Genomic DNA, 23,722 nt, shown 5'->3' with positions numbered 1-23,722 from the left:
TATATTGAATTGAAAAAAGGAATTGGATTGTTTTTAATCTGTATCTTAACCCCCACTCTCCTTCTTTTCCCAATTAAAGACGTGAGAGCTGATGATTATATGGAAAAATTTAAATATACCGGACCCTATTATGGAAGTTATACTCTATATGCTCCTTTTAGAACATCAGGGGGCGCTAACGATTATAATACAATTACCAGCAAGTATAATAATCCCAGGCGAGCTACTTCATCTCATGGCGGGGTTGATTTTCAAGCACAATTAGCTAGAGATGTTTATTCCATCGCTAGAGGTATTGTTAGATCTGTGAACGATATAATTGATTCTAAACCATTTGGTTATTACGTAGTAGTTCAGTTAGACATTAACGGAAATGGTAGTTATGATAATGTTTATGCAAGATATGTTCATTTGAGCCGTATTGATGTAAATGTGGGAGATATTGTTTGGACCACTACAAGACTAGGGCGATCTGGTAATACAGGAGCTGATAGTTATAACCAGAGTCCTTCTTCATCTGCTCTTCGTAGCCTACCGTGGGAAAAGTACTATTCTAATATTGCTGCATGGAAGTATGGACAAGAACTAGATTTTATAAGCGACTATTATAATAGTGGACGTACCTTTTATGTAGCTTGTTATGGAAAAAGCGGTTCTACCAAAATCGCAGCACAGGAAGTAGTTATGTATGTTAGACTCCATAACTCTAGTAACGATTTCACTATGTATAATATGGTACACCTTGGATCAGATAAATATAGTGTAACAATACCTACTGGAGATTTCCCAAATGGAACGAGGGTAGAATTTTTCTTTAGAGGTCGCCCAAACACTACAACTACCTATCATCATGGTTTTTATCCAGCGAAATTTGCTTCTCCTCCAATACCTCCGGATAAAACAAAAGCTTGGCATATGTATAATAAAATTTTATAACCTTACTGCAAAAAAACCCAGAAGACAAAATATTCTCTGGGTTGTTTTTTATTACTATATAAACATTTCCTCCAGATCATCAATTGCTTATTGGGAATAATGAGACATTTCTCTATCTTTTTCCTCTTTAAGAACGGCAAGTTATACTAAAAAATTTTATAATAGTCTTTCCCCTGGCCCCAGGTCATAAAAATGTTCTGTTCATAAAGCAAATTACCCAGGTTTGCTCAGGAAAATATTATTATGGTTCTAGTAGTCCATATTCTGTATTTAGTTACAACTTACAAAACAGAAAGTACTTTTCGGGTGATGATTTAAAGGATTGGGGACCTAAGAGTCAATCGTCAAAAACGACATTCACTGTAAGCCTTTGGCCACCTAATGTTTCATGGACGTTTGATATAGGTGGCTCCACAAATATAAATGTAAATACTGACGCAAATATTTCAACAGATATAGTAGATTACTATTTTAACCGTGGAGGTAATATGCTTCCCAGCAAAATAATAGTTACTCCTGGCACATCATGGTTTACTACTAGACAGGAAGGTGCTCAAAGGATTAATAATACAGTAAGAATTCATGAATATAATGAAGCTGGCGGTGTATGGCATGATTTGCCACTAAACTATACCCCTCGTAAAACTTTCTAACATTAAAAAGAAAACCTTATTATGAACTTAAACATGATAATAGATAGACTGCATGGTATATTATCCCGCTTCTATCTATTATTTGTTTAATTTTACGGGAATGTTATTGTATATAACACCTCGTCATATATGGAGTAAGCTTTAATTTCCTCAATGTCTAAAATATCTTCGAGTATAATAATACTAAACCAAAAGCTATTCCAATTTTCAGGTTCGAATAAAGTAGCTTCGATTTCATTTCCCCCAATTAAAACCCCTACTCTATTAATATTGGGGTCTGTTGCATAACCAAATAACACCTCGATTCTATTCCATTCATCTAAGGTACTTGTTCTAGTCCATTGTGTATTCCATGTAAAAGACGGGGTGTATGTATATAACCATCCTCCTCCAGTAGAAAAACTCCAGTTTCCTGCATTGTCTTGCTCAAAAATCCCTGCAGCTAATCCTTGTTTGTTTTCGCTATCTAAATAATTCTTATAGAAAACAATTCTTTGTTTCCCTAAGTCCTCAACGTGCAAGATATGTTCAGCAATGCCTTTCTGCTGCAATGCATTTTCAAATTCTATAGGTTTGTTGACGTAGAGTTGAATTATAATTAAAATGATGATAAAAGTAACCATTGCTTTTATATACCTCAAGTTTTCCACCTCTTTCTTAACTATGTTAATTAGACTTAAATGGTTTTAGCCAGAACTTCCTCTACAATTTTTTAACAGTGCAGACTTAAGTCCTAATAAAAGAAATATTGCCTACATTGGTAAAGGAAAAGATGATAAATATTCCGTATGGGTCTATAGTATTGATACTAATGAATTCCACTATATTTACACCATAGAACCTGAGGAATGGGGAAATACTTTAAGTCCAATAATAGGTGTAAGCTGGGGTACAGATAATGAACTCTACTTTGATGCACCAGTAAAAGGAAAACCAAACGTTTTTAAATACGATGCTGATGCTGGAGCAGTTGTAAAATTTCGAGAAGATGCTCAACTACCCTTTGGTGATTATAAGGGTGACTATATTGCCTACTTAAAAGGAGATGATTATATATCACCAAGTGAGGATTGGCATACGATAATTGAAAATATTAAAACAGGAGAAACAATTTCATTTCCAGAGTTTAATAAAGTATTATATGGAGATAAAAACATTTCAGTTATAGGAAGATATAGTGCAGTTGTTTTAGAAAGATATAGTTTAAATAAAATAAAAACAATGGAAAGTTACGGGGAAATGGGATTTCCCCAGATGCTAAATGACGCCCTGATATTTAGTGAAATTATATTTGAACAGGGGAAATTATCATCCGCACAAGATAGAATAATAGAACCATAGAAATTGTATTAAACAAAATAGAAGAGTTTAAGGTCCAAATATAGGTTGTTTCTAAATTTCATACTAAGTTTAGTCCTTAAATGTGACGTCAATTTTAATATTCCGACCCGTGCACTCATTGAATTAAACCCTGTACCTTATATAGATTCAGGGTTTTTCTTGTTCTTTTCAAACCTTTCTCGCTCATGTTTTTTCAAATACTTTTTGCGTAATCTTATTGATTTTGGTGTTACCTCAACATATTCATCTGTTTCTATATAAGCAAGGGCCTGCTCTAAGGAAAGGGTGCGCGGAACTTTAAGCTTTACAGTTTCCTCCTTTGTAGAGGAGCGTATATTAGTTAGGGCCTTTTCTTTACATACATTTACAACAAGATCCTGCTCCCTGCTGTTTTCCCCAACCACCATACCTTCATAAACTGCAGTTCCAGGTTCAATGAAAAGAATACCCCTTTCCTCTGCTGCCAGGAGGCCGTAGGTGGTGGCTGTACCTGTTTCAAAGGCTATAAGCACACCCCGGGTTCTGCTGGTAAAATCACCCTGATAGGGCTTATAGGAGTCAAAGCTTCTATTCATGATTCCATAGCCCCGGGTATCAGTCAAAAACTCTGTTCTAAATCCCACAAGTCCCCTGGTAGGTATGGAATATTCTAAACGCACCTGTTCTCTAAGATGGGTCATGTTCAACAAAGTGCCTTTTCGCAGCCCCAGCTTTTCCATGACAGCACCTGTGTATTCTTCAGGTATATCTATAATAAGGTTCTCAAAAGGTTCGTGTGTTATCCCATCTATTTCCTTGGTGATTACCTGGGGCTTGGAAACCTGAAACTCAATACCTTCTCTGCGCATGGTTTCAATTAGAATTGCCAGGTGCAGCTCTCCCCTGCCTGCAACTAGAAATACATCAGGACTTGCTGTTTCCTCAACCCGCAGAGATACGTCAGTTTCAATTTCTCTCATCAGTCTTGCTCCAAGCTTCCGAGAGGTTACAGGCTCACCTTCTTTGCCTGCAAAGGGTGAATTATTTACAATAAAGCTCATTTGTAAGGTAGGCTCATCTATTTTTAACAAGGGCAGGGGGTCACAGTGTTCCACATCACATAAGGTTTCTCCAACATTGATTTGTTCCATGCCTGATAGTGCTACAATGTCGCCAGCACCTGCCTGATCCACATCAACCCTTTTAAGGCCTTCAAAGGTAAAGAGCTTGGTAATTCGATGATTTTCAGTCTTACCATCTTTTTTGACAACTATCACCTGACTGCCCTTTTTCATGGTGCCCCTATTAATTTTGCCAATAGCAATTCTGCCAAGGTAATCGTTATAATCAAGCAGGGTGACCTGCATCTGCAGGGACTCACCTTCTTTAGACCGGGGTGATGGAATATGGTTGATGATGGACTCAAATAGGGGTTCTAGATTTTCCCCAAGGTGATTTTGTTCTAGGCCGGCTTTACCATCTAAGCCTGAGGCATAGACAACAGGAAAATCAAGCTGATCCTCATTTGCCCCCAGGTCAATAAATAGATCTAGAACCTCATCAACTACTTCAGCAGGTCTGGCATTTTCTCTATCCATTTTATTGACTACTACTACTGGTACCAGGTTCTGCTCCAGGGCCTTTTTTAAAACAAACCTTGTTTGCGGCATACATCCCTCAAAGGCATCCACCACAAGGAGTACTCCCTCTACCATTTTCATTATTCTCTCAACCTCGCCGCCGAAATCGGCATGTCCCGGGGTATCTAAAATGTTTATCTTGTACCCTTTATATTTTATTGACGTATTCTTGGCAAGGATTGTAATACCCTTTTCTCTTTCAAGGTCGTTTGAATCCATAACTCTTTCCATGACTTGTTCATTGGCCCTAAAGGCACCTGATTGAGAGAGCATTTTATCTACCAATGTAGTTTTACCATGATCAACATGGGCGATTATTGCTATATTACGTATATTGTCTGCTGACATTGAATTTCCTCCTTGGTTTGCTTTGCTTTTGTTAAAGTTTTTCCTTGGTTCCAATTAACTGCTTTAGTTCCGCAATCTCTTGTCTGAGCATTTTAATCTCTTCTGCTAGTATCTCTCTTTTGCATTCTTCTTGTTCATCTTCTTCCGCGCAATTTGCCTGGTGAACATTGTTTACTATGACACCAACAAAAAGGTTGATGACAACAAAGGTTCCTACTAGAACAAAGCTTACAAAATACGCCCATGCCCAGGGAACCATGGCATTTATTGGTCTCATCACAGCACTGGCCCATGATTCTAGGGTTACTACCTGGAAAAGGGTTAAAAGCGATAAATGCAATGAGCCAAAGTATTCAGGGGAAACCTTAGAAAATAGAATGGTTCCCATAACACCAAAAATATAGAAGATTAGGCCCATTAAAAGTAAAATATTTCCCAGGGATGGTATTGTACTTAATAAAGCATTAACCAAACGCTGAAGTGACGGAATAACAGAAATTGCTCTTAATACCCGCAGAACTCGTAGAATACGAAGGACAGAGATAAAATGAGCTCCTGCAAATATAAGGCTGCTTGCAACAATGATGAAATCAAAATTGTTCCAACTGTTTTTAAAAAAAGTGTACCAGGGTCTGGTAGCAATGATTCTAAGGGCAATCTCTACACTAAAAACCCATAAAAAGATGCGTTCTGTAAAATAGAATAATTCCTTATGCGGTTTATATATTACAGGATAGGTTTCTAATCCAATTACAATTGCGTTAAGAAGAATAATGCCAATGATAAAGTTAGTAAAAAAGGGATGGTTTACTATAGAAAGAGACCATTTATATATATAACTGCTGTTTTCATTTCTTACCCTCAACGGTTCCATTTTATCCATTCCCTCCTTAACTTTTTAACTGTTCAAGCCGTTTTAAGGTAACCTTATTAAGTTTAACAAAAAACCTGTCAGGTGCCAAGTTTTAAAAAGCTTTCAGTTAGAAGTTTTACTACTTTGTTGTGAAATGTCCAGGCCAAATTGCATAAGTTATATAAATGAATTAGGAGAGATTAAATATGGTGAATTTTCGAATTAACAGGGAGGACTGGTCATTATACAGAAAGCCCTTTATAGATGTAGAAAGACATAGACAAAAAATTCTTGAAGCCCTTAAAGAAAACTTGTCTGAGCTAATATGTGACGAAGGCTTTATACTTGAAAAAGGTAAAAAACTCTTTAAAATACCAGTTCAGTTAATGGAAGAATATTGTTTTCAATATAACCCTTATCAAGTTGAATATGTTGGTCAGGGCCTGGGTAACACAAAGGAGGGTGTAGTCTTAAGCACCATAAAAAATGACGGACCGTCGGAAGGAGGTAAGCAGAGGGCAGGAAGCCTTCCCGGAATAGATTATTACGAGGTGGAAATAAAGACTGAAGATGTTGATGATATTTTATTTAAGGAGCTTAAACTGCCTGATCTGAGGGATAAGGGCAGTAAGGTTATAGAAAATGAGAATATAGCGTTGAAAAACATAAGCAAGGTGGGACCCATTAGCAGTCTCAATAAGAAAAAGACAATATTAGAGAATATAAAAAGAAATGCTGCTAAAGGACATGGACTCCTGGGTAATTTTATTCCTGAGGACCTGCGTTTTAACACATGGGAAAAAGTTAAAGAAACTACCCGGGGTGCCGTGGTCATTGCCATGATGGATGTATCAGGTTCCATGGGTACTTATGAAAAGTATTTTGCAAGGAGCTTCTTTTTCTGGATGACAAGATTCTTACGTACTTGCTACAAAAAGGTTGAAATAGTGTTTCTTGCACACCATACCGAGGCCAAAGAGGTTGAAGAAAAAGAGTTTTTTACAAAAGGGGAAAGTGGAGGCACAAAGTGCTCTGCAGTCTATGATCTGGCCCTGGATATAATAAGCACCAGATATAAGCCATCCGAGTATAATATCTATGCCTTTCATTTTTCTGATGGTGATAACCTACCCTCTGACAATCCAAGGTGCCAGGAGCTAATGACAGAACTAATTGGGATATGCAACTTAGTAGGCTATGGAGAAATTACCAATCCATATTATAGGACAGGAACGTTAATGGAGTTGTTCAAACCCCTTGGTAATAATAAAAATTTCATACCAGTAACCATAAGAAATAGAGAGGACGTATATCTTGCTTTAAGAAAATTTTTTCAGGATAGGTGAGTTCTGTGAAAAGCTTGTATAAAAGGATAGAGAAAATAGAAGTATTGGCACGCGAATCAGGTTTAGATTTTTATCCCATACAATTTGAGCTGTGTCCAGCACATGTAATCCATTCTGTTGGGGCCTATGGAATACCCACCCGCTTCAATCATTGGAGCTTTGGAAAGGATTTTTATAAAATTAGGATTGAGCATGAACTGAATCTTCACAAGATATATGAACTGGTTATAAACTCAAATCCCTGTCAAGCCTTCTTGTTGGAGAACATATCTTTAGTGGAGCAAACCATTATTGCAGCTCATGTTTTTGCACATAGTGACTTTTTTAAAAATAATGCCTTTACCCTAAATACTGATAAGGATATTTTAAACACCATGGAGAAACACAAAGACAAGATTTGCAGGTATGAGGAAAGCTTTGGCAGCACCCAGGTGGAAAAGGTGCTGGATGCCGCCATGGCAATCAAAACTCATGGTGGAGCAGGGGAAACGGACATAATCTCTTATATATGTTCACATAGTCATATTCTAGATGATTGGCAAAAAGACATACTGATGATGTTAAAAAGAGAAATGGCATATTTTGTACCATTAAGGGAAACCAGGATAATTAACGAGGGATGGGCCACTTTTTGGCATTCAAAAATTATGCGCATGCTAAACTTGAGTGCAGAAGAGTTTATAGAATTTGCCCAAATACAGGGGAAGCTGCTGCAGACAAACAAGTTTTTTATAAATCCCTATCTCGTTGGGTTTAAAATTTTTTCCCAGCTTGAGAAGGAAATGGGTACTGAAAGCCTTTTTAATATACGCAGGAATGAAAGAGACTTATCCTTCCTGCGAAATTACCTTGATAAGGATTTAATAGAGGATCTGGATCTTTACCTTTATGCAATAAGAGATTATAACTGGGTAGTTATAGAAAGGGATTGGGAAAGGGTCAAGGATGGTTTTATTAATAGCTTAATTAATGGGGGCTGTCCTATTATTAAAATTGCAGATGGAAATTATAATAACTGTGGTGAACTATATCTGCATCACAGCTATGACAGGTGGGAGCTTGATGAGCACCATGCCCGGAAAACCATGAAACTTATCTACTCCCTGTGGGGTAAAAAAATTTACCTTGAGACTGTTCTAAATAATTCCCCAGTAGTACTTACCTATCCTGATTAAGTATAGTATAATTAATTAATATATAAGCAAACATAAGACACGGTAAGGTTCCTCTGTCTTATAAACAAAAAAAATATATATAGGAGTTGTTGCAGGTGAATAAAGCTTTTCCCCAATATCGTGAATGCATAATGGACATTAGGCCGTATGTGCCAGGCAAGCCAATAGAGCTGGTTCAAAAGGAGTTTGGCTTGACAGATGTGATAAAACTGGCCTCCAATGAGAATCCAATAGGTCCATCTCCAAAAGCCATAGAAGCCATGAAGGATAATGCCCACAAAATGTTTCTATATCCTGATGGTTATTGCACTGATTTAAGAAACATGGTGGCTGAATATTTAGGTGTTGAACAAAACCAGCTCATATTTGGAAATGGTTCTGATGAGGTAATTAAACTTCTTGGTGAAGCCTTCATTCATCCAGGAGACGAGGTAATAGTTGCAGACCCCAGCTTCTCTGAATATGATTTTGTATGTCTTTTGATGGGCGGTATTCTCAAGAAGGTGCCTTTAACAAATCATACCCATGACCTGGAAAAAATGGCTGGCCAGATAACTGAAAAGACCAAAATGATTTTCCTATGCAATCCAAACAACCCGACGGGTACTATTGTTGCAAAGGATGAAGTTAACAAATTTCTGGCAAAGGTTCCCGATACAGTAGTGGTTGTTTTTGACGAGGCTTATTATGAATATGTGGAGGACAAGGCTTATCCCCAATCCATGGAATACCTAAACCAGGGCAGGGAAAATATAGTTATTCTAAGAACATTTTCGAAGATACACGGTCTAGCAGGATTAAGAATAGGGTACGGAGCTGCTGCTCCCAAGATGATCCAGCTTTTAGAAAGAACCAGAGAGCCCTTTAATGTTAATCTCATGGCTCAAAAAGCAGCTCTAGCCAGCCTGGCTGATAAGGGGCACGTTCAAAACAGCAGGGATGTTAATAACAAGGGACGAGAGTTTTTGTATAAGGCTTTTGAAGAAATGGGATTAGAGTATATTCCTACCCATGCCAATTTCCTCATGGTAGACCTGCAGAAAAACTCTAAAGAAGTTTTCATTGAGCTGCAGAAAAAGGGCGTTATTATAAGAACAGGTGACATCTTTGGCATGGACACTTTCATCAGAGTTACAATAGGAACTGAGGAAGAAAACAAGAGGTTTATCAAGGCATTAAAAGAAGTCCTTGCAAGTCTCTAACAACCAAAAAAACAAATACATTGTTTCCCAGCTATTAGGGTGGTACCGCGATGAGCAAGGCTTTTCATCCCTGGGGATGAAAGGCTTTTTTATTATAATTTAGGGGGAGCTGTAGCATGGATGTTATAAAAAGACTGGAAAAAATTGTGGGCGAAGATAATGTATTGACTAAATATGAAGATAAATACTGCTATACTTATGATGCCTCAGCTGTTTCAGGGGGTAAAAGTCAGGTTCCCCTGGCAGTTGTCTTTCCGGCAAATGCCCAAGAAGTATCAGAGATACTCAAGCTTGCCAATGAAGAAAGGATACCTGTTATACCCAGGGGTAAGGGGACAAATGTCAGTGGCGGCTCTATTTCAGTGGCTGGCTCAATAATCATGGTCTTAACTAAAATGGATAAGATAATTTCAATAGATAAGAAAAATATGGTAGCTGTCCTTGAGCCTGGTGTAATCACAGGTGAATTTCAAAACCAGGTAGAGCAGATGGGCTTGTTTTATCCACCTGATCCAGCCAGTAAAAACTTTTCTACCATTGGTGGTAATGTGGCTGAATGTGCCGGTGGGCCAAGGGGGGCCAAATACGGTGTTACTAGAGACTATGTGCTGGGTCTTGAAGTGGTTCTGCCCACTGGGGAAATAGTAAAAACAGGAGCACAAACCATGAAAAGTGTGGCAGGATATGATTTAACCAGGCTTTTTGTTGGTTCTGAAGGAACCCTGTGCGTCATTACCAAAATTATTGTCAAGCTGATCCCCCTGCCTGAGGGTAAAAAGACCATGCTGGCCATTTTTGATGACATGTATAAGGCCTCAGAAACAGTGGCTGAAGTCTTTATGGCCGGGGTGGTGCCAACAACCATGGAGCTCCTGGATAATATCTATATAAAGAGCATAGAAGAGTGTATGAAAATAGGGCTGCCCGTTGATGCAGAAGCTGTTTTGCTCATTGAAGTGGATGGTGACAGGGAGGTGTTAGACAAGCATATGAACATAATTTCTGAAATCTGCAAAAAACAGGGGGCAGCCCAGGTGAAAATTGCCGGGGATGACAGGGAAGCCGAGGAGCTATGGGTTGCCCGCCGGGCAGCTTTTGCAGCTGTTTCAAGGGTAAGGCCCACCATTATTGGTGAGGATGCTACAGTTCCCAGGGATAAAATACCTGCAGCTGTCCAGAAAATCAGAGAAATTGCAGATAAGTATAACATTATAATTGCTGTTTTAGGCCATGCAGGTGATGGTAATCTACATGCTACTATTCTAACTGATGAACGTGATGCCGAGGAAATGGAACGGGTTGAGCAGGCTGCAGATGAGATGTTCCCAGCCTTATTGGAAATGGGTGGAACCCTAACAGGAGAGCACGGAATAGGAAGGGTCAAAAGTAAATATCTACCCATGGAAGTTGGTGCCGAAGGCATAGCCCTGATGAAAGCTATAAAAAGAACCCTGGATCCAAACAACATACTAAATCCTTCCCAGATGCTAGGAGAGTGAACAGATGGTTGCAGAATTAGAAAGGGAAGTTATACGATGCATAAAATGTGGAGCCTGTCAATCAGTTTGTCCAATATATAAAGAGCTAAAAACAGAAGCCAGTGTGGCCAGGGGAAAGGTTGGTTTAATAAGGGCAGTCATCAAGGGTGATATGGATATGACTGAAACCCTTTCAGAAAGAATGTACTGGTGCCTTTTATGCAAGGCATGTGTAGAAAGCTGTCCCAGTGGAGTCAAGGTAGATTCTCTGGTAGTAGGGGCAAGGAGTGAGCTTGTCAACAGGAAGGGGCTGCCCCTGGTAAAAAAGGCAATTTTTAAACTAGGCCTAAAAAATCCAAGATTATTCAATCTGGGTTTAAATATGAGCTCCCTGGTGCAGGGTGTATTATTTAAAAGGACCAATAATGGTCAGGGCATGCTGCCAAGGATACCCATGGGACTGGATAAACGCAGGGTTTTAAAGCCTTTAGCTGGTAAATCCTTTAGAGCAGGCAGTCCGGCAAGGTTTGAAAGCCCAGGTGCAAAAGCTACAGCAGCTTTTTTTACTGGCTGCATGATAAACTATGTTTACCCTGAGGTTGGAGAAGCTGTAGTAAAGGTCCTTGAAAAGAACAAAGTAAATATATTGATTCCCACAAAACAACATTGCTGCGGCACGCCAGTCTATACAAGTGGCGATACTGAGACTGCAAAGCTGTTAATGAAGCAGACCATAGATACATTATACAATTTAAAGGTAGATGCTATAATTACTGCCTGCGGCTCTTGCGGCCTTTCACTTAAAAAAGAGTATTTGGAGTATCTAAAGGATAGTCCTGAATACCTGGAAAAGGCCAGGATTGTAAGTCAAAAGGCTGTTGACTTTTCAAAGTTCATGGCAGATATAGGGATGGATATGGATTTAAAGGAGCTAAATAATATTGTCACCTACCATGAATCCTGCCATTTGACAAGGGGGCAGGGGGTTAAAAGTGAGCCCCGTCAGCTCATGGCACGTGTACCTGGTCTCAAGCTTAAAGAGATGAAAAACCCAGGCTACTGCTGTGGAAGTGCAGGAAGCTTCAGCCTGAGCTATTATGATTTATCCATGAAAATAAACACTAGAAAAACAGAGGATATTGCCCATACTGGTGCAGACACCCTTGTTACAGGCTGTCCTGCCTGTATGATGCATATTAATGATGGCTTGACACAAAAAGGTCTAGATATAAAGGTCATGCATACAGCAGAGCTGTTAGCAAAAGCCATTAAATGATGTAAGGAATTTTAAAAAGAAATGAGGTGAAAAGAAAACATGATAAATCTATCAGTACCCTATGGTAAGAGTGAGGAACACTTTAGCCTTCCTGATGAAATGGAAATTAACTATATAACTGCTAATCCATTAACGCCAGTTAAAGACTTTAAAGAGCATATTCTTCATAAGCTGGAGCATCCTACAGGCACCAGGCCTTTTAAAGATATTTTTAATAAAGGAGAAAAGGTGGTTATAGTTGTTAGTGATGTAACACGACTGTGGGTTCGCAGTTATGATTTTCTGCCAGTACTAATAAATGAGCTTAATAAATTGGGAATACCAGATGAAGATATATCCCTTGTCATGTCCACTGGTGACCATAGGGAGCAATCCAGGGAAGAGCACAGGCTTATAGTTGGAGAAGAGGTCCTGGAACGTGTGAAAATCTTTGACCATGACTGCTTTGCCGATGATCTTGTATCTCTTGGTGTGACCAGCAGGGGGACTAATGTCTATCTTAATCGCCAGGTGCATGAAGCAGACAGGGTTATTATTACCGGGGGAATCTGCTACCATCTATTGGCTGGCTTTGGAGGCGGCAGAAAGAGCCTGGCACCTGGTGTAAGTGGCTATACTACCATTCAAGAAAACCATGGTCTGGCCATAAAGGCAGGGCCAGGGCAGATTGGCACAGGAATATTAGACGGCAATCCTGTTGCCCAGGATATGGATGAAGCGGCAGCCATGGTAGATCCAGACTTCCTCCTTAATGTGGTTGTAAATGAGAAAAAGGAATTTATAGGCATTACAGCAGGCCACTGGAGAGCTGCCCACCTAGAAGGCACAAAAATTGTGGAGGAGGCCTTTGGAATTCCAATAGCTAAAAGGGCGGATGTGGTAATAGCAAGCAGCGGCGGATACCCCAAGGATATACAGCTTTATCAATCCATTAAAACCCTGGACAATGCATATTATGCTGCAAGGGATGGAGGCAGCATCATCCTTGTAAGTGAGTGCTTCGATGGTCCGGGACCAGAGGCTTACCTATCCTGGTTCAAGTATGACAGCTATGAAAAAATGGCCAGGGCACTTTATGAAGGCTTTACCATGCCGGGTTTTGTTGCCTTAAGAACTGCAGAGGTGCAGTTGAATAAGACTGTGTACCTGGTAAGCTCTCTGGAACGAGAGGTTGTAGAAAGGGTGGGCATGAGGCCTGTTAGTTCCATTGATGAAGGGTTAAAAATAATTCAGGAAAAGCAGCAGGTCAAATCTGTACACATCATGCCCCATGGCTCAATAACTTATCCTATTGTTAAATAGAAGTGTTATTAATTTAGAACTAAAAAACTAAAAGTCTGCTGGACTAATAGTCTGGCTTTAAATATGAAAATATTTCAGGGAGGGAATTAAATGAGTATACCGTTAATAATTGTGGTGGTGTACATTATAGCTTTATATGCAGTAACATGGTATGCTACCAAATTAAGCAAGGGAGGAATTGTGGGTTATTTACTTGCCGGCAGGGGTTTTCCAGCAGGCATTGTGGCAGTGATGGTGGCTGGATTAGCTATTGGCGGAGCCTCTACCATAGGCGTTGCTGAAAATGCCTATAGAGTTGGCATGGCAGCTGGTTGGTATAATGCTGCCTGGGCGGCAGGAGCCATCTTAGTTGGCTTGACAGTTGCTTCAAGATACCGTCAGTTGGAATGTGCCACTATTCCCGAATTATTTGAAAGGTATTTTGACGTTTCGGGTAGAATAATTGCAGTGTTAGGACAAATTGTTATTCAAATTGTTATCACATCTCTACAATATGTTGCAGGTGGAGCAATACTTGCGGCCCTTTTACCAGAAGTATTTACCTTTGAATCAGGAATGCTTTTTAGTGCAGTTGTATTTGTTGGTATTACCCTTATTGGAGGATACTGGGCAGCTGGCCTTACAAATGTTATTAATGTAATTGTAATTTATTTTGGTATACTTTTGGGAGCAGTCTTAGCTGTTAAAGGTATTGGTGGTTTTTCTAATCTGGCAGTTTCTTTACCACCTGGGGATCAGTGGTTTTCACCCCTGGGCGGTCTTGGTTTGGCAGTTATTATTGCCTGGTTTATAGTTATGATTACCCAGGCTTACTCTACACAGGCCGTTGTGCAGATATCCTTTGCCGCCAAGGATGGACGAAATGCAAGATTGGGATATATACTTGCCGGTATCATTATTTTACCAGTAGGATTTTTAAGCGCAATACTAGGAATAGTTGTAGCGGCAAAGTTTCCCGGTATAACCCCGGCCATGGCCCTGCCAATGACCATTTTAGAGCTAAATCCCTTTACCGCCGGCATGGCGTTGGCAGGCTTGTGGGCAGCTGATGTATCAACTGCTGTGGGACTGCTTCTAGGCAGCTCTACTCTGGTTGTAAATGACATATGGAAAAGGTTTATCCAGCCAGATATTCCTCAAAAACAGCAGCTAATAGTATCAAGGGTAACAGTTCTTTTAATAAGCTTATTAACATACTGGCTTGCAACATCAGTCCTGGGAATTATTAAAACCTTACTAATAGGTCTTACTTTAACAACCTCATATACAATTGTACTTTTATTTGCCATGTTTGCACCAAAGTTTTGTAAGAGGGGATCTGCTTTTTGGACAGTTTTAATTGGTATCATCTACCTGGCAATCTGGCAGTTTGTTCCTGCTATTAGGATAGTACCTCATCCAATTTATTTGGCCTGGCCAATAGGCCTGATAGCATTTTTCATAGTTTACTTTGTTGATCCAAGACCTTCCAAGATACCAGCATCCAGGTAATCCTCTAAGATTTTCAAAAACTCCATTGATGCAGCCAATAATCCTGTTTAATATGTAAACAGGAGTTCATGAAAGGTGGGTTAAATTGTTTTGGTTGAAAAAAAAAGAATTCTCACCATAAATCCAGGAGCTGCTTCAACAAAATTTGCTGTATTCCTGGATGAGGAACCAGTTTTAAAGAGGACTGTTGAGCATACCTCAGCAGATCTGGAGGCTTTTGAAAGGGTATTTGATCAGTACGCTTATCGTCTAGATATTATTTTAAAAGAGCTTGCTGATGCCAATATTGAAATTAATTCACTGGATGCAGTTGTTGGGCGTGGTGGATTGGTAAAGCCTATAGCGGGAGGAACATATATTGTAAACGAGGCCATGCTTAAGGACCTGAGGGAAGCAAGGAGGGGGGAGCATGCGTCAAATCTAGGAGCAGCTATTGCCCATGGTATTGCTGCCAGGTTAAATATTCCCGCCTATATTGTGGATCCGGTAGCTGTTGACGAAATGGATCCTGCAGCAAAAATTTCAGGACTGCCGGATATTGAAAGGACCAGTTTGTCACACGCTCTCAATATGAAGGCTGTTGCCCACAAGGTGGCAAGGAAAATGGGCAAGCAATATAAAGATATGAACTTTGTAGTAGCACATTTAGGCAGCGGTGTTTCTGTTGCTCCCCACAAAAATGGCAGGATGATTGATGTAAATAATGCTATTGAGGAGGGGCCCTTTGCTCCTGACAGATGTGGAGGGCTTCCTGCAACCCAACTCATGAACTTATGCTATTCAGGCAAGTACACCCATCAAGAAATGAAGGAAAAACTCATGACTAAGGGCGGCTTATATGCTTATCTTGGAACCAAGGATATTAGAGAAGTGGAAAAAATGGCAGCAGAAGGCCACGAAAAAGCTGGGCTTTTACTAAGCGCCCTTTCCTACCAGATTAGTAAGGAAATAGGCGCCATGTCTGCTGTTTTAGAGGGTCAGGTTGACAGTATCATAATTACAGGCGGCATGGCCCATTCCAAAAGAATTACTGATGAAATCATCAGACGAGTAAAATTTATTGCTCCTGTGGTTCTTGAACCAGGTGAGGAGGAGCTTGAATCTTTGGCAATGGGAGCATTAAGGGTGCTTAAAAAAGAAGAAAAAGCTAAAGAGTATTAAATGGTTTTCTCAAGGAGGTTTAACCTTTGTACCATAATTTTAGAGAAATCCTTGATACAGCTAAAAGCAGGGGTAATTATGTAATTAGCGTTGCTGTGGCCCAGGACAAGGATGTACTTGAAGCTGTAAGAGCTGCTAGAGAAGCAGGCTTAGTTTCCGCCATCCTTGTTGGGAATGCAAAGCTAATAGGGCCCATTTTAAAAACCGTTGGATTGAGTGACGGCTATAAGATTATAGATGAACCTGATGAAGAAAAAGCTGCTTTAAAAGCTGTTTCCCTGGTGAAAAATGGTCAAGCCCAGATACTTATGAAGGGGCTTATAAACAGCAGCACCTTCTTAAAAGCCGTCCTGCATAGGGAGGAGGGCTTAAGAACAGGACGTTTATTAAGTCATTTAGGGGTTTTTGAAATTCCATCATGGGATAGATTATTATATCTTTCAGATGGAGGAATAAATATAGCCCCAAATATAAATGAAAAAAAAGACATTCTAGTCAATGCCCTTTTAGCATTAAATTTTATGGGACTTGAGAAACCCAATGTGGCAATTCTCACAGCTAACGAACAGGTCAACTCAAAAATGCCGGCAACTGTTGATGCCAGGGAGTTGGCAGAAATGGGCAGGCTGGGTGAGCTTCCAAACGGCATAGTAGAAGGACCCATTGCCCTTGATGTAGCTGTAAACCCAGATGCTGCCAAACACAAGGGAATCAAGAGTCAAATTACAGGTAAAACAGACCTGTTCCTGGTTTCAAACATAGAAACTGGCAATGCCCTCGGCAAGGCCCTAATTTATTTTGCTGGAGCAAAAATGGCTGGTATTGTACTGGGTGCAACTAACCCCATAGTCTTGACTTCAAGGGCCGAGAGTTCAGAAGGCAAGCTTAACTCCATAGCCCTGGCCTGTCTTGCCTATGCAAAACCATTACATTCCTAATATTTGTCTTATTTGCTTGGCCTGGGATCTGCTAACTGGTACTTCACTTTTTTCCTTATCATCTACAGTTAGTAAAAGTGTCCCATTATATAAGGGAGTTACTTCACGAACTCTCTTGATGTTCACAAGGTAAGAACGGTGACAGCGAAAGAAAAGAGTTTTATTGAGTCTTGTTTCCAGTTCTTTTAGGGTGAATCTAGATAGATAATGTTTATCAAAGGTTTTAAAGGTGCAGTAGTCATTCTGGGCATTTACGTAGATAATATCAGCATGCTTTAAAAGAACTGTTTTACCCTGGCTTTCAATGGGAATAATGTCAAGATGAGCAGCAGCTTCCATTTTAGGCTGTGTAAAAGCAGCTTTATTTTTGGCAATTCTGTTCTCAGTCTTGGCTAAAGCCTCTTTCAGTCTTACAGGATTGATTGGCTTAAGCAAATAATCAACAGCATCTACCCCAAAAGCTTCTAGTGCGTATTCTTCGTGAGCTGTTACGAAAATAACTTCAGGCTTTTTGGGGTTATCTTTTATCTGTTTACTCAACTCAAGGCCACTGGCTCCAGGCATATTAATATCTAAAAAAATAATGGAATAGTCCAGTGCATTTATGAGCTGGAGGGCCTCAGCAGCATTGGCAGCTTCCCCAATGACTTCAACATTGGAGAACTCTTCCAATAAATATCGTAATTCCATTCTAGCAGGATACTCATCGTCAACAATTAGAGCCTTTAATTTCATCATGTGACCTCCAATAATTATTAGTTTTTCTTTTTATTTCTTCAATTAAAGCAAAAATCCTTTTAGCTATTGATATTAAAAGCCAACAAAAAATAGTAATAAATTCCTCCTTCCAAGGATAAACATGTACTATGATAAAACATTTTAAGGAAAGGAGGATTTTTTGTGTTAATTAAATCCAGTAAACAAAAGGTTTTTGTAATTGTTCTTATTGTCTCCATTATGCTTTTAATTAGTGGATGTGGTGCAATAAATACCTTAACTTCATTAAAAGAAAAATTCAGAGGTGATGGAGAGCCAACAATAACAATTGATATTCCACAAGAAAATCAGTTTCAGGAGGTTCCCATTGCTTCAGAAAACCCAGTTCAAGAACCAGGGGAAACCATATTTGTCCAGTTGTGGTTTAGTGATAGTCAGGGTCAAAAACTTATAGTTGAAGAAAGAGAAATTAATAAAGTTGAAGGTATTGCAAGGGCAACCATCAATGAGTTAATTAAAGGCCCCAGCATGGATAGTGATCTTCTGCCAACTATCCCAGTAGGAACAGTATTAAAGGACATTAACGTAAAAAGTGATGGTTTAATTATTGTTGACTTTTCAAAAGAATTGATAACTAACCATATAGGTGGAACAAGTGCTGAAACCTTAACTGTTTATTCCATAGTAAATACCCTTACTCAATTCCCAACAGTTGATAGAGTTCAGTTCTTAGTTGAAGGTCAATATGTTGAAACTTTGACGGGTCATATGGATCTTACCCAGGCCATCTCTTCAAGCTTTGAATATGGGCCATAAAGAATAAATGAAGAAAGCACACCGGCAAAATAGCCGGTTTTTTCTTTGGTTTTAATGCCTTGGTCTATTTTTCCAATTTAAAAAAAGGCAAAATTTGCAGGAAATACCTATAAAATCACGAAATATAAAACGTATTATCTAAAAGATGCAACAAAAGCAGCATGACTTACGTCTATATCATTGGGAGTGATGTTAAATTGGAGAAAAAATCCTTATATAAGTATATTACATATTTATTAGTAGTGGTTATATTTACAGCTTTAATAATACCGGCAAATATAGCTCTAGCAAGTGGAGCAGAAGGTACCATTACAGGGAATCTGGTAAATGTGCGAGCCGGTCCCAGCACTAGTCATGCCATAGTTGACCAGGTACCCAAGGGCAGCAAGGTTGCTGTTTTAGAAGAAAGTAATGGTTGGTGCAGGGTAAGGCTAAGTAACGGGAAAACCGGTTGGATTTCCAAGGAGTTTATTAGAATAAACACCACCACCAGCACATCTACTAATACAGCTTCAGGCAATATAGGTGTATCTGTAAATGGCAGGAATGTAAGCTTTGATGTACAGCCTTTTGTTAATGCCCAAAATAGAACAATGGTTCCCATTCGCTTTATAGGTGAGGAGCTTGGCTCTCAGGTAAATTGGATACCAGCCGAACAAAAGGTAACCCTAAGGAACCAGGGTCAGGAAATTGAACTTTGGATTGGCAGGAGAGATGCAAAGGCAAATGGCATTACTGTAACAATGGATACACAGGCAGAATTAGTTAATGGAAGAACAATGGTACCCTTGAGGTTTATTAGTGAGTCCTTTGGGGCCAATGTAGAATGGCAGACTTCCAATAGAATGGTGGTAATTACTACAGCAGCCAGCAAGCAGCCCCAGGGCAATATTGCAGTTGTAACAAGCACTACTTTAAATGTACGCTCAGGTCCCGGTACAGAACATTCATTGGTTGGACAAGCCTCCTTTGGCAAGGAGTTTAAAATAATGAGTTCGGCAAATGATAGTGAAGGGAAAATATGGCACCAGGTGACATTAGATAATGGAAAACCGGGTTGGATTGCCGGGTGGTTAGTTATTCTAAAGGATAACTTCTCACAGGATGGGGATTCTGGCTGGAGCGGCGATGAAAAGCAAATGGCCATTGTAACTGGAAATGTTGTAAACCTTCGTAAGGGTCCAGGAACCTCTTTTGATATACTCGAAAGAACAGTCCTTGGAGATATGCTTGAGATCCTTAATGAAACCAATGGTTGGTATTATGTTAAAACCACCAATGGAATTGAAGGGTGGATTGCCGGGCAATATGTATCCCTGCAGGCTATTAGAGATGACAGAAATGGTCAAGTGTCACGGGGAACGGGCAGAGTGGTGTCCTTCAGTGGAAATGACCAAAACCCTACCTATCCGGCATTGGTGGGTTTAGAATATGAAGAACAGAATGAAGCTTTCTTCGTAACATTAAAAGGCAACAGGGGACTGTTTTATAGTACAATGTACCTAGAAAATCCATATAGAATTGTCATTGATGTTCAAGGTGTTACATTGGACCTGCCAACCAATGAAATGGAGAATTTAGTCCTGGACAATCCTTTTATAGATAAAATCAGGGTAGGCCAGTTCTCGGAAAATGTTGGGAGGATAGTGTTAGAGCTAAAAGCACCAATTGGCATGACAGAACTTAGCAGACAGGGTGAAAATGAAATTACCTTCCTGTTTCAAAGGGGTTCACTAGTTGGAAAACTTATTGTAATAGATCCTGGTCATGGTACTATTAATGGTATTGGAATATCTGACCCAGGTGCAATTGGTCCTACAGGTTTAGCTGAAAGAGAAGTAGTAATGGACATCTCCAACAGGTTGGCTGCCATGCTTACAGAAAAGGGAGCAAAGGTAATACTAACTAGAAATAGTCCCAGCACAACCTTAACCCTTGACGGCAGAGTGCAGCTTGCCAACTCAGTCAATGCTGATTTATATATTAGTGTACATGCTAATGCATCACTTAATCGCAATGTTAATGGAACTTCTACTTACTACTATGCTCCTGCAAATGATCCAAAATTAGGGCCTCAGCGTTTACAAAGAATCAGGCTGGCCCAGCTAGTTCAACAGTCCATGGTAGCCCATGGAGGAAGGCAGAATCTGGGTATTATCCAGAGCTCTTTTAAAGTAATAAGAGAAACTAATATGCCTTCCATACTAGTAGAAACTGCCTTTATTTCAAACCCCACAGAGGAAAAACTCCTGGCTGATCCAACCTTCAGAGCTAGAATTGCCAGGGGTATTGCAGAAGGAATAGAAAGATACTACAATTAACAAGACAGGGGGACGGTTCCTCTGTCTTGTTTCTTGTTTTATATTGACATAGGTTTTCTAAATGCTAAAATGGTTTAGTAATTTATTATTTTCAAAATGCGCATAAAACTGTGTTTTTCATTAAGAAATAAACATAAAATAGATTTATAGTCTTGCTTCACATTTTTCATAAAGGAAGAGAGGCGTTATTTCCTTGCTAAACAGTAAGCCCATAGGCATATTTGATTCCGGGTTAGGTGGCTTGTCAGTAGTTGAAAAAATATTTGTCAAAATTCCTCAGGCTAAAATAGTGTATCTTGGAGACACTGCCAGGGTTCCCTATGGAGGTAGAACTGCAGAAGAACTAAGAAGCTTTGCAGATGATATTACCCATTTCTTACTGAGTAAGGATTGTGGAATAATTGTTGATGCATGTAATAGTACCTCTGCAGTAGCCCTGGATTTTCTTCAGCAAAAATATTCAAACCCCATAATTGGTGTAATTGAACCGGGAGTTAGGGCTGCATTAGATACAACCAGAAATGGCTGCATTGGCGTAATTGCTACAGAGGCAACAGTAAAAAGTGGTGCTCATAAAAAAGCAGCTCAGGAACTAGATCCTGGTATAACAATGATTTCTCTGGCATGTCCTGATTTTGTACCCCTGGTAGAGACAGGAGAAGTCACAGGAGAAAGAACCTTTAACATAGTCAAAAGAACCCTTGAGCCTCTTAAAGGCACAAACATTGATACTCTAATATTAGGGTGTACCCATTATCCCTATCTATCAGAGCTAATAAAAGAGGTGATTGGTGAAGGTATAACCCTTGTGGACCCTGCCCACGAAACAACTAAAGAGACGGCAAAATATTTTCTGCAAAAAGTTCCAGAAGAAAATTCAAAAATAAAGGCAGAAGACCACGAATTTTACGTTACTGGTAACCCTGAGCATTTTCAGAGGTTAGGGGAAGTTTTAATGGGAAGAAAGCTGCCGTTGGTTAAGAAGGTGAATACATGAGAAAAATTGGTATAACAACAACAGTTCCGTCAGAAATCATTTTTGCAGCAGGAGCTGTTCCACTGGATCTGAATAATATTTTCATTACGGATCCATCACCCAACCATTATGTAGAAATTGCAGAGCTTGCTGGGTATCCTCGTAACCTGTGCGGGTGGATCAAGGGTATCTATGGAGTTGCAGTTGAAAACAAAATCCATGAGATTGTTGCAGCAACACAGGGTGACTGCAGCAACACCCATGCATTAATGGAAACCCTGCATTTAAAGGGAGTTCAGATTATTCCCTTTGCATTTCCCTATGATAGAGATAGGGACATGCTCATGCTCCAGCTGAATAAATTCATGAATTATATGGGTGTCGGCTGGTTGGAAGTGGATGCCTGGAGAGAAAAGCTCCAAAGAATAAGACGTCTGGTTTGGGAATTGGATAGATTGACATGGGAGTCAAATCAGGTGACTGGCTTTGAAAATCACCTCTGGCAGGTAAGCTGCAGTGACTTTAATGGCGATCCAGAGGCTTTTTACCATGAACTTAAGGGGTTTTTAAAAGAGGTAAAAATGCGCAAACCTTTAAAAGAACAGGTACGTCTTGGTTTTATGGGTGTTCCTCCCATATTTACCGATTTGTATCAATATATTGAAAAAATAGGGGCCAGGGTGGTTTTTAATGAGATTCAGAGGCAATTTACAATGCCCTTTGAAGTGAGAGAACTGGTGGATCAATATTTGCTTTACACATATCCGTATCACGCCTTTGCCAGGTTAGAAGACCTGCAGATAGAGATAAAAAAGAGGCAGCTGGATGGAATTATACATTATACCCAGAGTTTTTGCTTCAGACAAATAGAGGATTTAATTTATCGAGAAAAGATTAACGTTCCAATCTTGACATTAGAGGGGGACAGGCCCGGATTACTTGATGCGAGAAGCAGAATGAGGATAGATGCATTTGTTGAAATGTTGAGGTGATTTCATGTTATTTTGTGGAATAGACTTGGGAAGCAGAAATGTAAAAGTTGCTATAATGGAGCATAATAAAATAATAAAAACAGCAGCCTTTGATACAATCAATTTTTATAGAAACCATGCGGTGAAACGAAACCAGCAGTTATATATTGATTTTTCTTCATTGGATATTCCAAATTGTGATAGAGTTGTGTCTACGGGCTATGGAAAGCTTACAGTCAAGCTGGCCGGAGCGGATGCTATTGCCGAGATAAAAGCCCACTATCTTGGGGCCGTACATCAATGTGGACTTGATGACTTTACTCTCCTGGATTTAGGTGGTCAGGATAGCAAGATCATTAAGATAGCTGGAGGTAAAATGGTTGATTTTGTTACTAATGATAAATGTGCGGCCAGCTCAGGACGCTATTTAGAAAATATGGCAGGTGTTTTGGGAATTAATTTAGAACAATTAAGCAAATACTATGAAAATCCTGTAGAGCTTAGTTCCACCTGTGCCGTTTTTGGGGAATCAGAATTAATAGGAAAAATTGTTGAAGGATATTCCATGGAGGAATTAGCTGCAGGTGTTAACTATACTATTTTTAAAAGAATACAGCCCCTGCTCCATAAAATTGGATATAACCCATTGGTCTTTGTAGGCGGGGTGGCAAAAAATACTGCCTTGACAGAAATATTAAAAAAAGAATTAGGTGCCTCAGTAATAATCCCCCTGCTGCCCCAATATAATGGAGCAATTGGATGCTGTGTATATGCTTTCAATATTCAACAGTCACATTGAGAA

At 39.6% G+C, this 23,722-nt stretch carries 20 protein-coding genes; 16 read left to right on the top strand and 4 right to left on the bottom strand.

Annotated features, from left to right (window positions below):
- The first annotated feature begins 9 nt into the window (after positions 1–9).
- A complete protein-coding gene (locus K364_RS0108715; protein WP_028307713.1) occupies positions 10–936 on the top strand; it encodes a M23 family metallopeptidase in 927 nt (308 codons plus the stop codon).
- Between the two features lie 488 nt (positions 937–1,424).
- Entirely contained in the window at positions 1,425–1,589 is a 165-nt protein-coding gene (locus K364_RS26635; protein WP_156946427.1) for a hypothetical protein, read from the top strand.
- A 92-nt stretch (positions 1,590–1,681) separates the two neighbouring features.
- Here the strand turns inward: K364_RS26635 and K364_RS0108705 are convergent, their stop codons facing one another.
- The 3 genes from K364_RS0108705 to K364_RS0108695 all read right to left on the bottom strand — a co-directional run bounded on the left by K364_RS0108705 (position 1,682) and on the right by K364_RS0108695 (position 5,771).
- Positions 1,682–2,230, bottom strand: coding sequence for a hypothetical protein (locus K364_RS0108705; protein ID WP_028307712.1), 549 nt, complete (start codon positions 2,228–2,230; stop codon positions 1,682–1,684).
- A gap of 837 nt (positions 2,231–3,067) precedes the next feature.
- Positions 3,068–4,897 carry a translational GTPase TypA gene (typA, locus tag K364_RS0108700; protein ID WP_028307711.1) on the bottom strand — a complete coding sequence of 610 codons (1,830 nt, stop codon included), beginning with the start codon at positions 4,895–4,897 and terminating at the stop codon, positions 3,068–3,070.
- 31 nt (positions 4,898–4,928) lie between these two features.
- Positions 4,929–5,771: an ion transporter gene (locus K364_RS0108695; protein ID WP_035268432.1), complete on the bottom strand. Its 843-nt coding sequence runs from the start codon at positions 5,769–5,771 to the stop codon at positions 4,929–4,931.
- A 185-nt stretch (positions 5,772–5,956) separates the two neighbouring features.
- Here K364_RS0108695 and yhbH point away from each other — a divergent pair, with 185 nt between their 5' ends.
- The 9 genes from yhbH to K364_RS0108650 all read left to right on the top strand — a co-directional run bounded on the left by yhbH (position 5,957) and on the right by K364_RS0108650 (position 17,119).
- Positions 5,957–7,096: a sporulation protein YhbH gene (yhbH, locus tag K364_RS0108690; RefSeq protein WP_028307709.1), complete on the top strand. Its 1,140-nt coding sequence runs from the start codon at positions 5,957–5,959 to the stop codon at positions 7,094–7,096.
- A gap of 5 nt (positions 7,097–7,101) precedes the next feature.
- Positions 7,102–8,271 carry a SpoVR family protein gene (locus K364_RS0108685; RefSeq protein WP_051533891.1) on the top strand — a complete coding sequence of 390 codons (1,170 nt, stop codon included), beginning with the start codon at positions 7,102–7,104 and terminating at the stop codon, positions 8,269–8,271.
- Positions 8,272–8,366: 95 nt separating this feature from the next.
- On the top strand, positions 8,367–9,473 hold the full coding sequence (gene hisC, locus K364_RS0108680; RefSeq protein ID WP_028307707.1) for a histidinol-phosphate transaminase: 1,107 nt from the start codon (positions 8,367–8,369) through the stop codon (positions 9,471–9,473).
- A gap of 116 nt (positions 9,474–9,589) precedes the next feature.
- Positions 9,590–10,972 carry an FAD-binding oxidoreductase gene (locus K364_RS0108675; RefSeq protein WP_028307706.1) on the top strand — a complete coding sequence of 461 codons (1,383 nt, stop codon included), beginning with the start codon at positions 9,590–9,592 and terminating at the stop codon, positions 10,970–10,972.
- 4 nt (positions 10,973–10,976) lie between these two features.
- The gene (locus K364_RS0108670; RefSeq protein WP_028307705.1) at positions 10,977–12,227 is read left to right on the top strand and encodes a (Fe-S)-binding protein; all 1,251 of its coding nucleotides are present in this window, start codon (positions 10,977–10,979) and stop codon (positions 12,225–12,227) included.
- A 39-nt stretch (positions 12,228–12,266) separates the two neighbouring features.
- Positions 12,267–13,529: an NPN-dependent 2-hydroxyacid racemase, LarAH10 family gene (larAH10, locus tag K364_RS0108665; RefSeq protein WP_028307704.1), complete on the top strand. Its 1,263-nt coding sequence runs from the start codon at positions 12,267–12,269 to the stop codon at positions 13,527–13,529.
- Between the two features lie 90 nt (positions 13,530–13,619).
- Positions 13,620–15,020 carry a sodium:solute symporter family protein gene (locus tag K364_RS0108660; protein WP_028307703.1) on the top strand — a complete coding sequence of 467 codons (1,401 nt, stop codon included), beginning with the start codon at positions 13,620–13,622 and terminating at the stop codon, positions 15,018–15,020.
- 90 nt (positions 15,021–15,110) lie between these two features.
- A complete protein-coding gene (gene buk, locus K364_RS0108655; RefSeq protein ID WP_028307702.1) occupies positions 15,111–16,181 on the top strand; it encodes a butyrate kinase in 1,071 nt (356 codons plus the stop codon).
- A gap of 26 nt (positions 16,182–16,207) precedes the next feature.
- On the top strand, positions 16,208–17,119 hold the full coding sequence (locus K364_RS0108650) for a bifunctional enoyl-CoA hydratase/phosphate acetyltransferase (protein ID WP_028307701.1): 912 nt from the start codon (positions 16,208–16,210) through the stop codon (positions 17,117–17,119).
- On the opposite strand, the gene K364_RS0108645 is transcribed toward K364_RS0108650, so the two are convergent.
- Entirely contained in the window at positions 17,108–17,854 is a 747-nt protein-coding gene (locus K364_RS0108645) for a LytR/AlgR family response regulator transcription factor (protein ID WP_028307700.1), read from the bottom strand. The two genes, K364_RS0108650 and K364_RS0108645, sit on opposite strands and share 12 nt — an antisense overlap.
- Before the next feature lie 165 nt (positions 17,855–18,019).
- On the opposite strand from K364_RS0108645, the gene K364_RS23330 reads away from it, so the two are divergent.
- From K364_RS23330 to K364_RS0108620, 5 genes are all read left to right on the top strand, one after another.
- Entirely contained in the window at positions 18,020–18,652 is a 633-nt protein-coding gene (locus K364_RS23330; RefSeq protein WP_051533890.1) for a GerMN domain-containing protein, read from the top strand.
- A 197-nt stretch (positions 18,653–18,849) separates the two neighbouring features.
- Positions 18,850–20,973 carry an N-acetylmuramoyl-L-alanine amidase gene (locus tag K364_RS25525; RefSeq protein ID WP_028307699.1) on the top strand — a complete coding sequence of 708 codons (2,124 nt, stop codon included), beginning with the start codon at positions 18,850–18,852 and terminating at the stop codon, positions 20,971–20,973.
- A 193-nt stretch (positions 20,974–21,166) separates the two neighbouring features.
- The gene (gene murI / locus K364_RS0108630) at positions 21,167–21,970 is read left to right on the top strand and encodes a glutamate racemase (RefSeq protein WP_028307698.1); all 804 of its coding nucleotides are present in this window, start codon (positions 21,167–21,169) and stop codon (positions 21,968–21,970) included.
- Positions 21,967–22,941: a 2-hydroxyacyl-CoA dehydratase family protein gene (locus K364_RS0108625; protein WP_028307697.1), complete on the top strand. Its 975-nt coding sequence runs from the start codon at positions 21,967–21,969 to the stop codon at positions 22,939–22,941. The genes murI and K364_RS0108625 overlap by 4 nt, the downstream gene beginning before the upstream one ends.
- Before the next feature lie 4 nt (positions 22,942–22,945).
- On the top strand, positions 22,946–23,719 hold the full coding sequence (locus tag K364_RS0108620) for an acyl-CoA dehydratase activase (RefSeq protein WP_028307696.1): 774 nt from the start codon (positions 22,946–22,948) through the stop codon (positions 23,717–23,719).
- Positions 23,720–23,722 lie beyond the last annotated feature (3 nt).

It is taken from the genome of Desulfitibacter alkalitolerans DSM 16504 (assembly GCF_000620305.1).
Lineage (GTDB): Bacteria > Bacillota > DSM-16504 > Desulfitibacterales > Desulfitibacteraceae > Desulfitibacter > Desulfitibacter alkalitolerans.
This window is presented reverse-complemented; position numbering and strand designations above follow the sequence as displayed.

Bases quoted from the DNA above. Each gene is read 5' to 3' on its own strand.
- K364_RS0108675 (WP_028307706.1), top strand. From the start codon at position 9,590: ATGGATGTTATAAAAAGACTGGAAAAAATTGTGGGCGAAGATAATGTA.
- larAH10 (WP_028307704.1), top strand. From the start codon at position 12,267: ATGATAAATCTATCAGTACCCTATGGTAAGAGTGAGGAACACTTTAGC.
- K364_RS0108660 (WP_028307703.1), top strand. From the start codon at position 13,620: ATGAGTATACCGTTAATAATTGTGGTGGTGTACATTATAGCTTTATAT.
- K364_RS0108620 (WP_028307696.1), top strand. From the start codon at position 22,946: ATGTTATTTTGTGGAATAGACTTGGGAAGCAGAAATGTAAAAGTTGCT.
- typA (WP_028307711.1), bottom strand. From the start codon at position 4,897: ATGTCAGCAGACAATATACGTAATATAGCAATAATCGCCCATGTTGAT.
- K364_RS0108670 (WP_028307705.1), top strand. From the start codon at position 10,977: ATGGTTGCAGAATTAGAAAGGGAAGTTATACGATGCATAAAATGTGGA.
- K364_RS0108695 (WP_035268432.1), bottom strand. From the start codon at position 5,771: ATGGAACCGTTGAGGGTAAGAAATGAAAACAGCAGTTATATATATAAA.
- K364_RS0108625 (WP_028307697.1), top strand. From the start codon at position 21,967: ATGAGAAAAATTGGTATAACAACAACAGTTCCGTCAGAAATCATTTTT.
- K364_RS26635 (WP_156946427.1), top strand. From the start codon at position 1,425: ATGCTTCCCAGCAAAATAATAGTTACTCCTGGCACATCATGGTTTACT.
- yhbH (WP_028307709.1), top strand. From the start codon at position 5,957: ATGGTGAATTTTCGAATTAACAGGGAGGACTGGTCATTATACAGAAAG.
- K364_RS0108645 (WP_028307700.1), bottom strand. From the start codon at position 17,854: ATGAAATTAAAGGCTCTAATTGTTGACGATGAGTATCCTGCTAGAATG.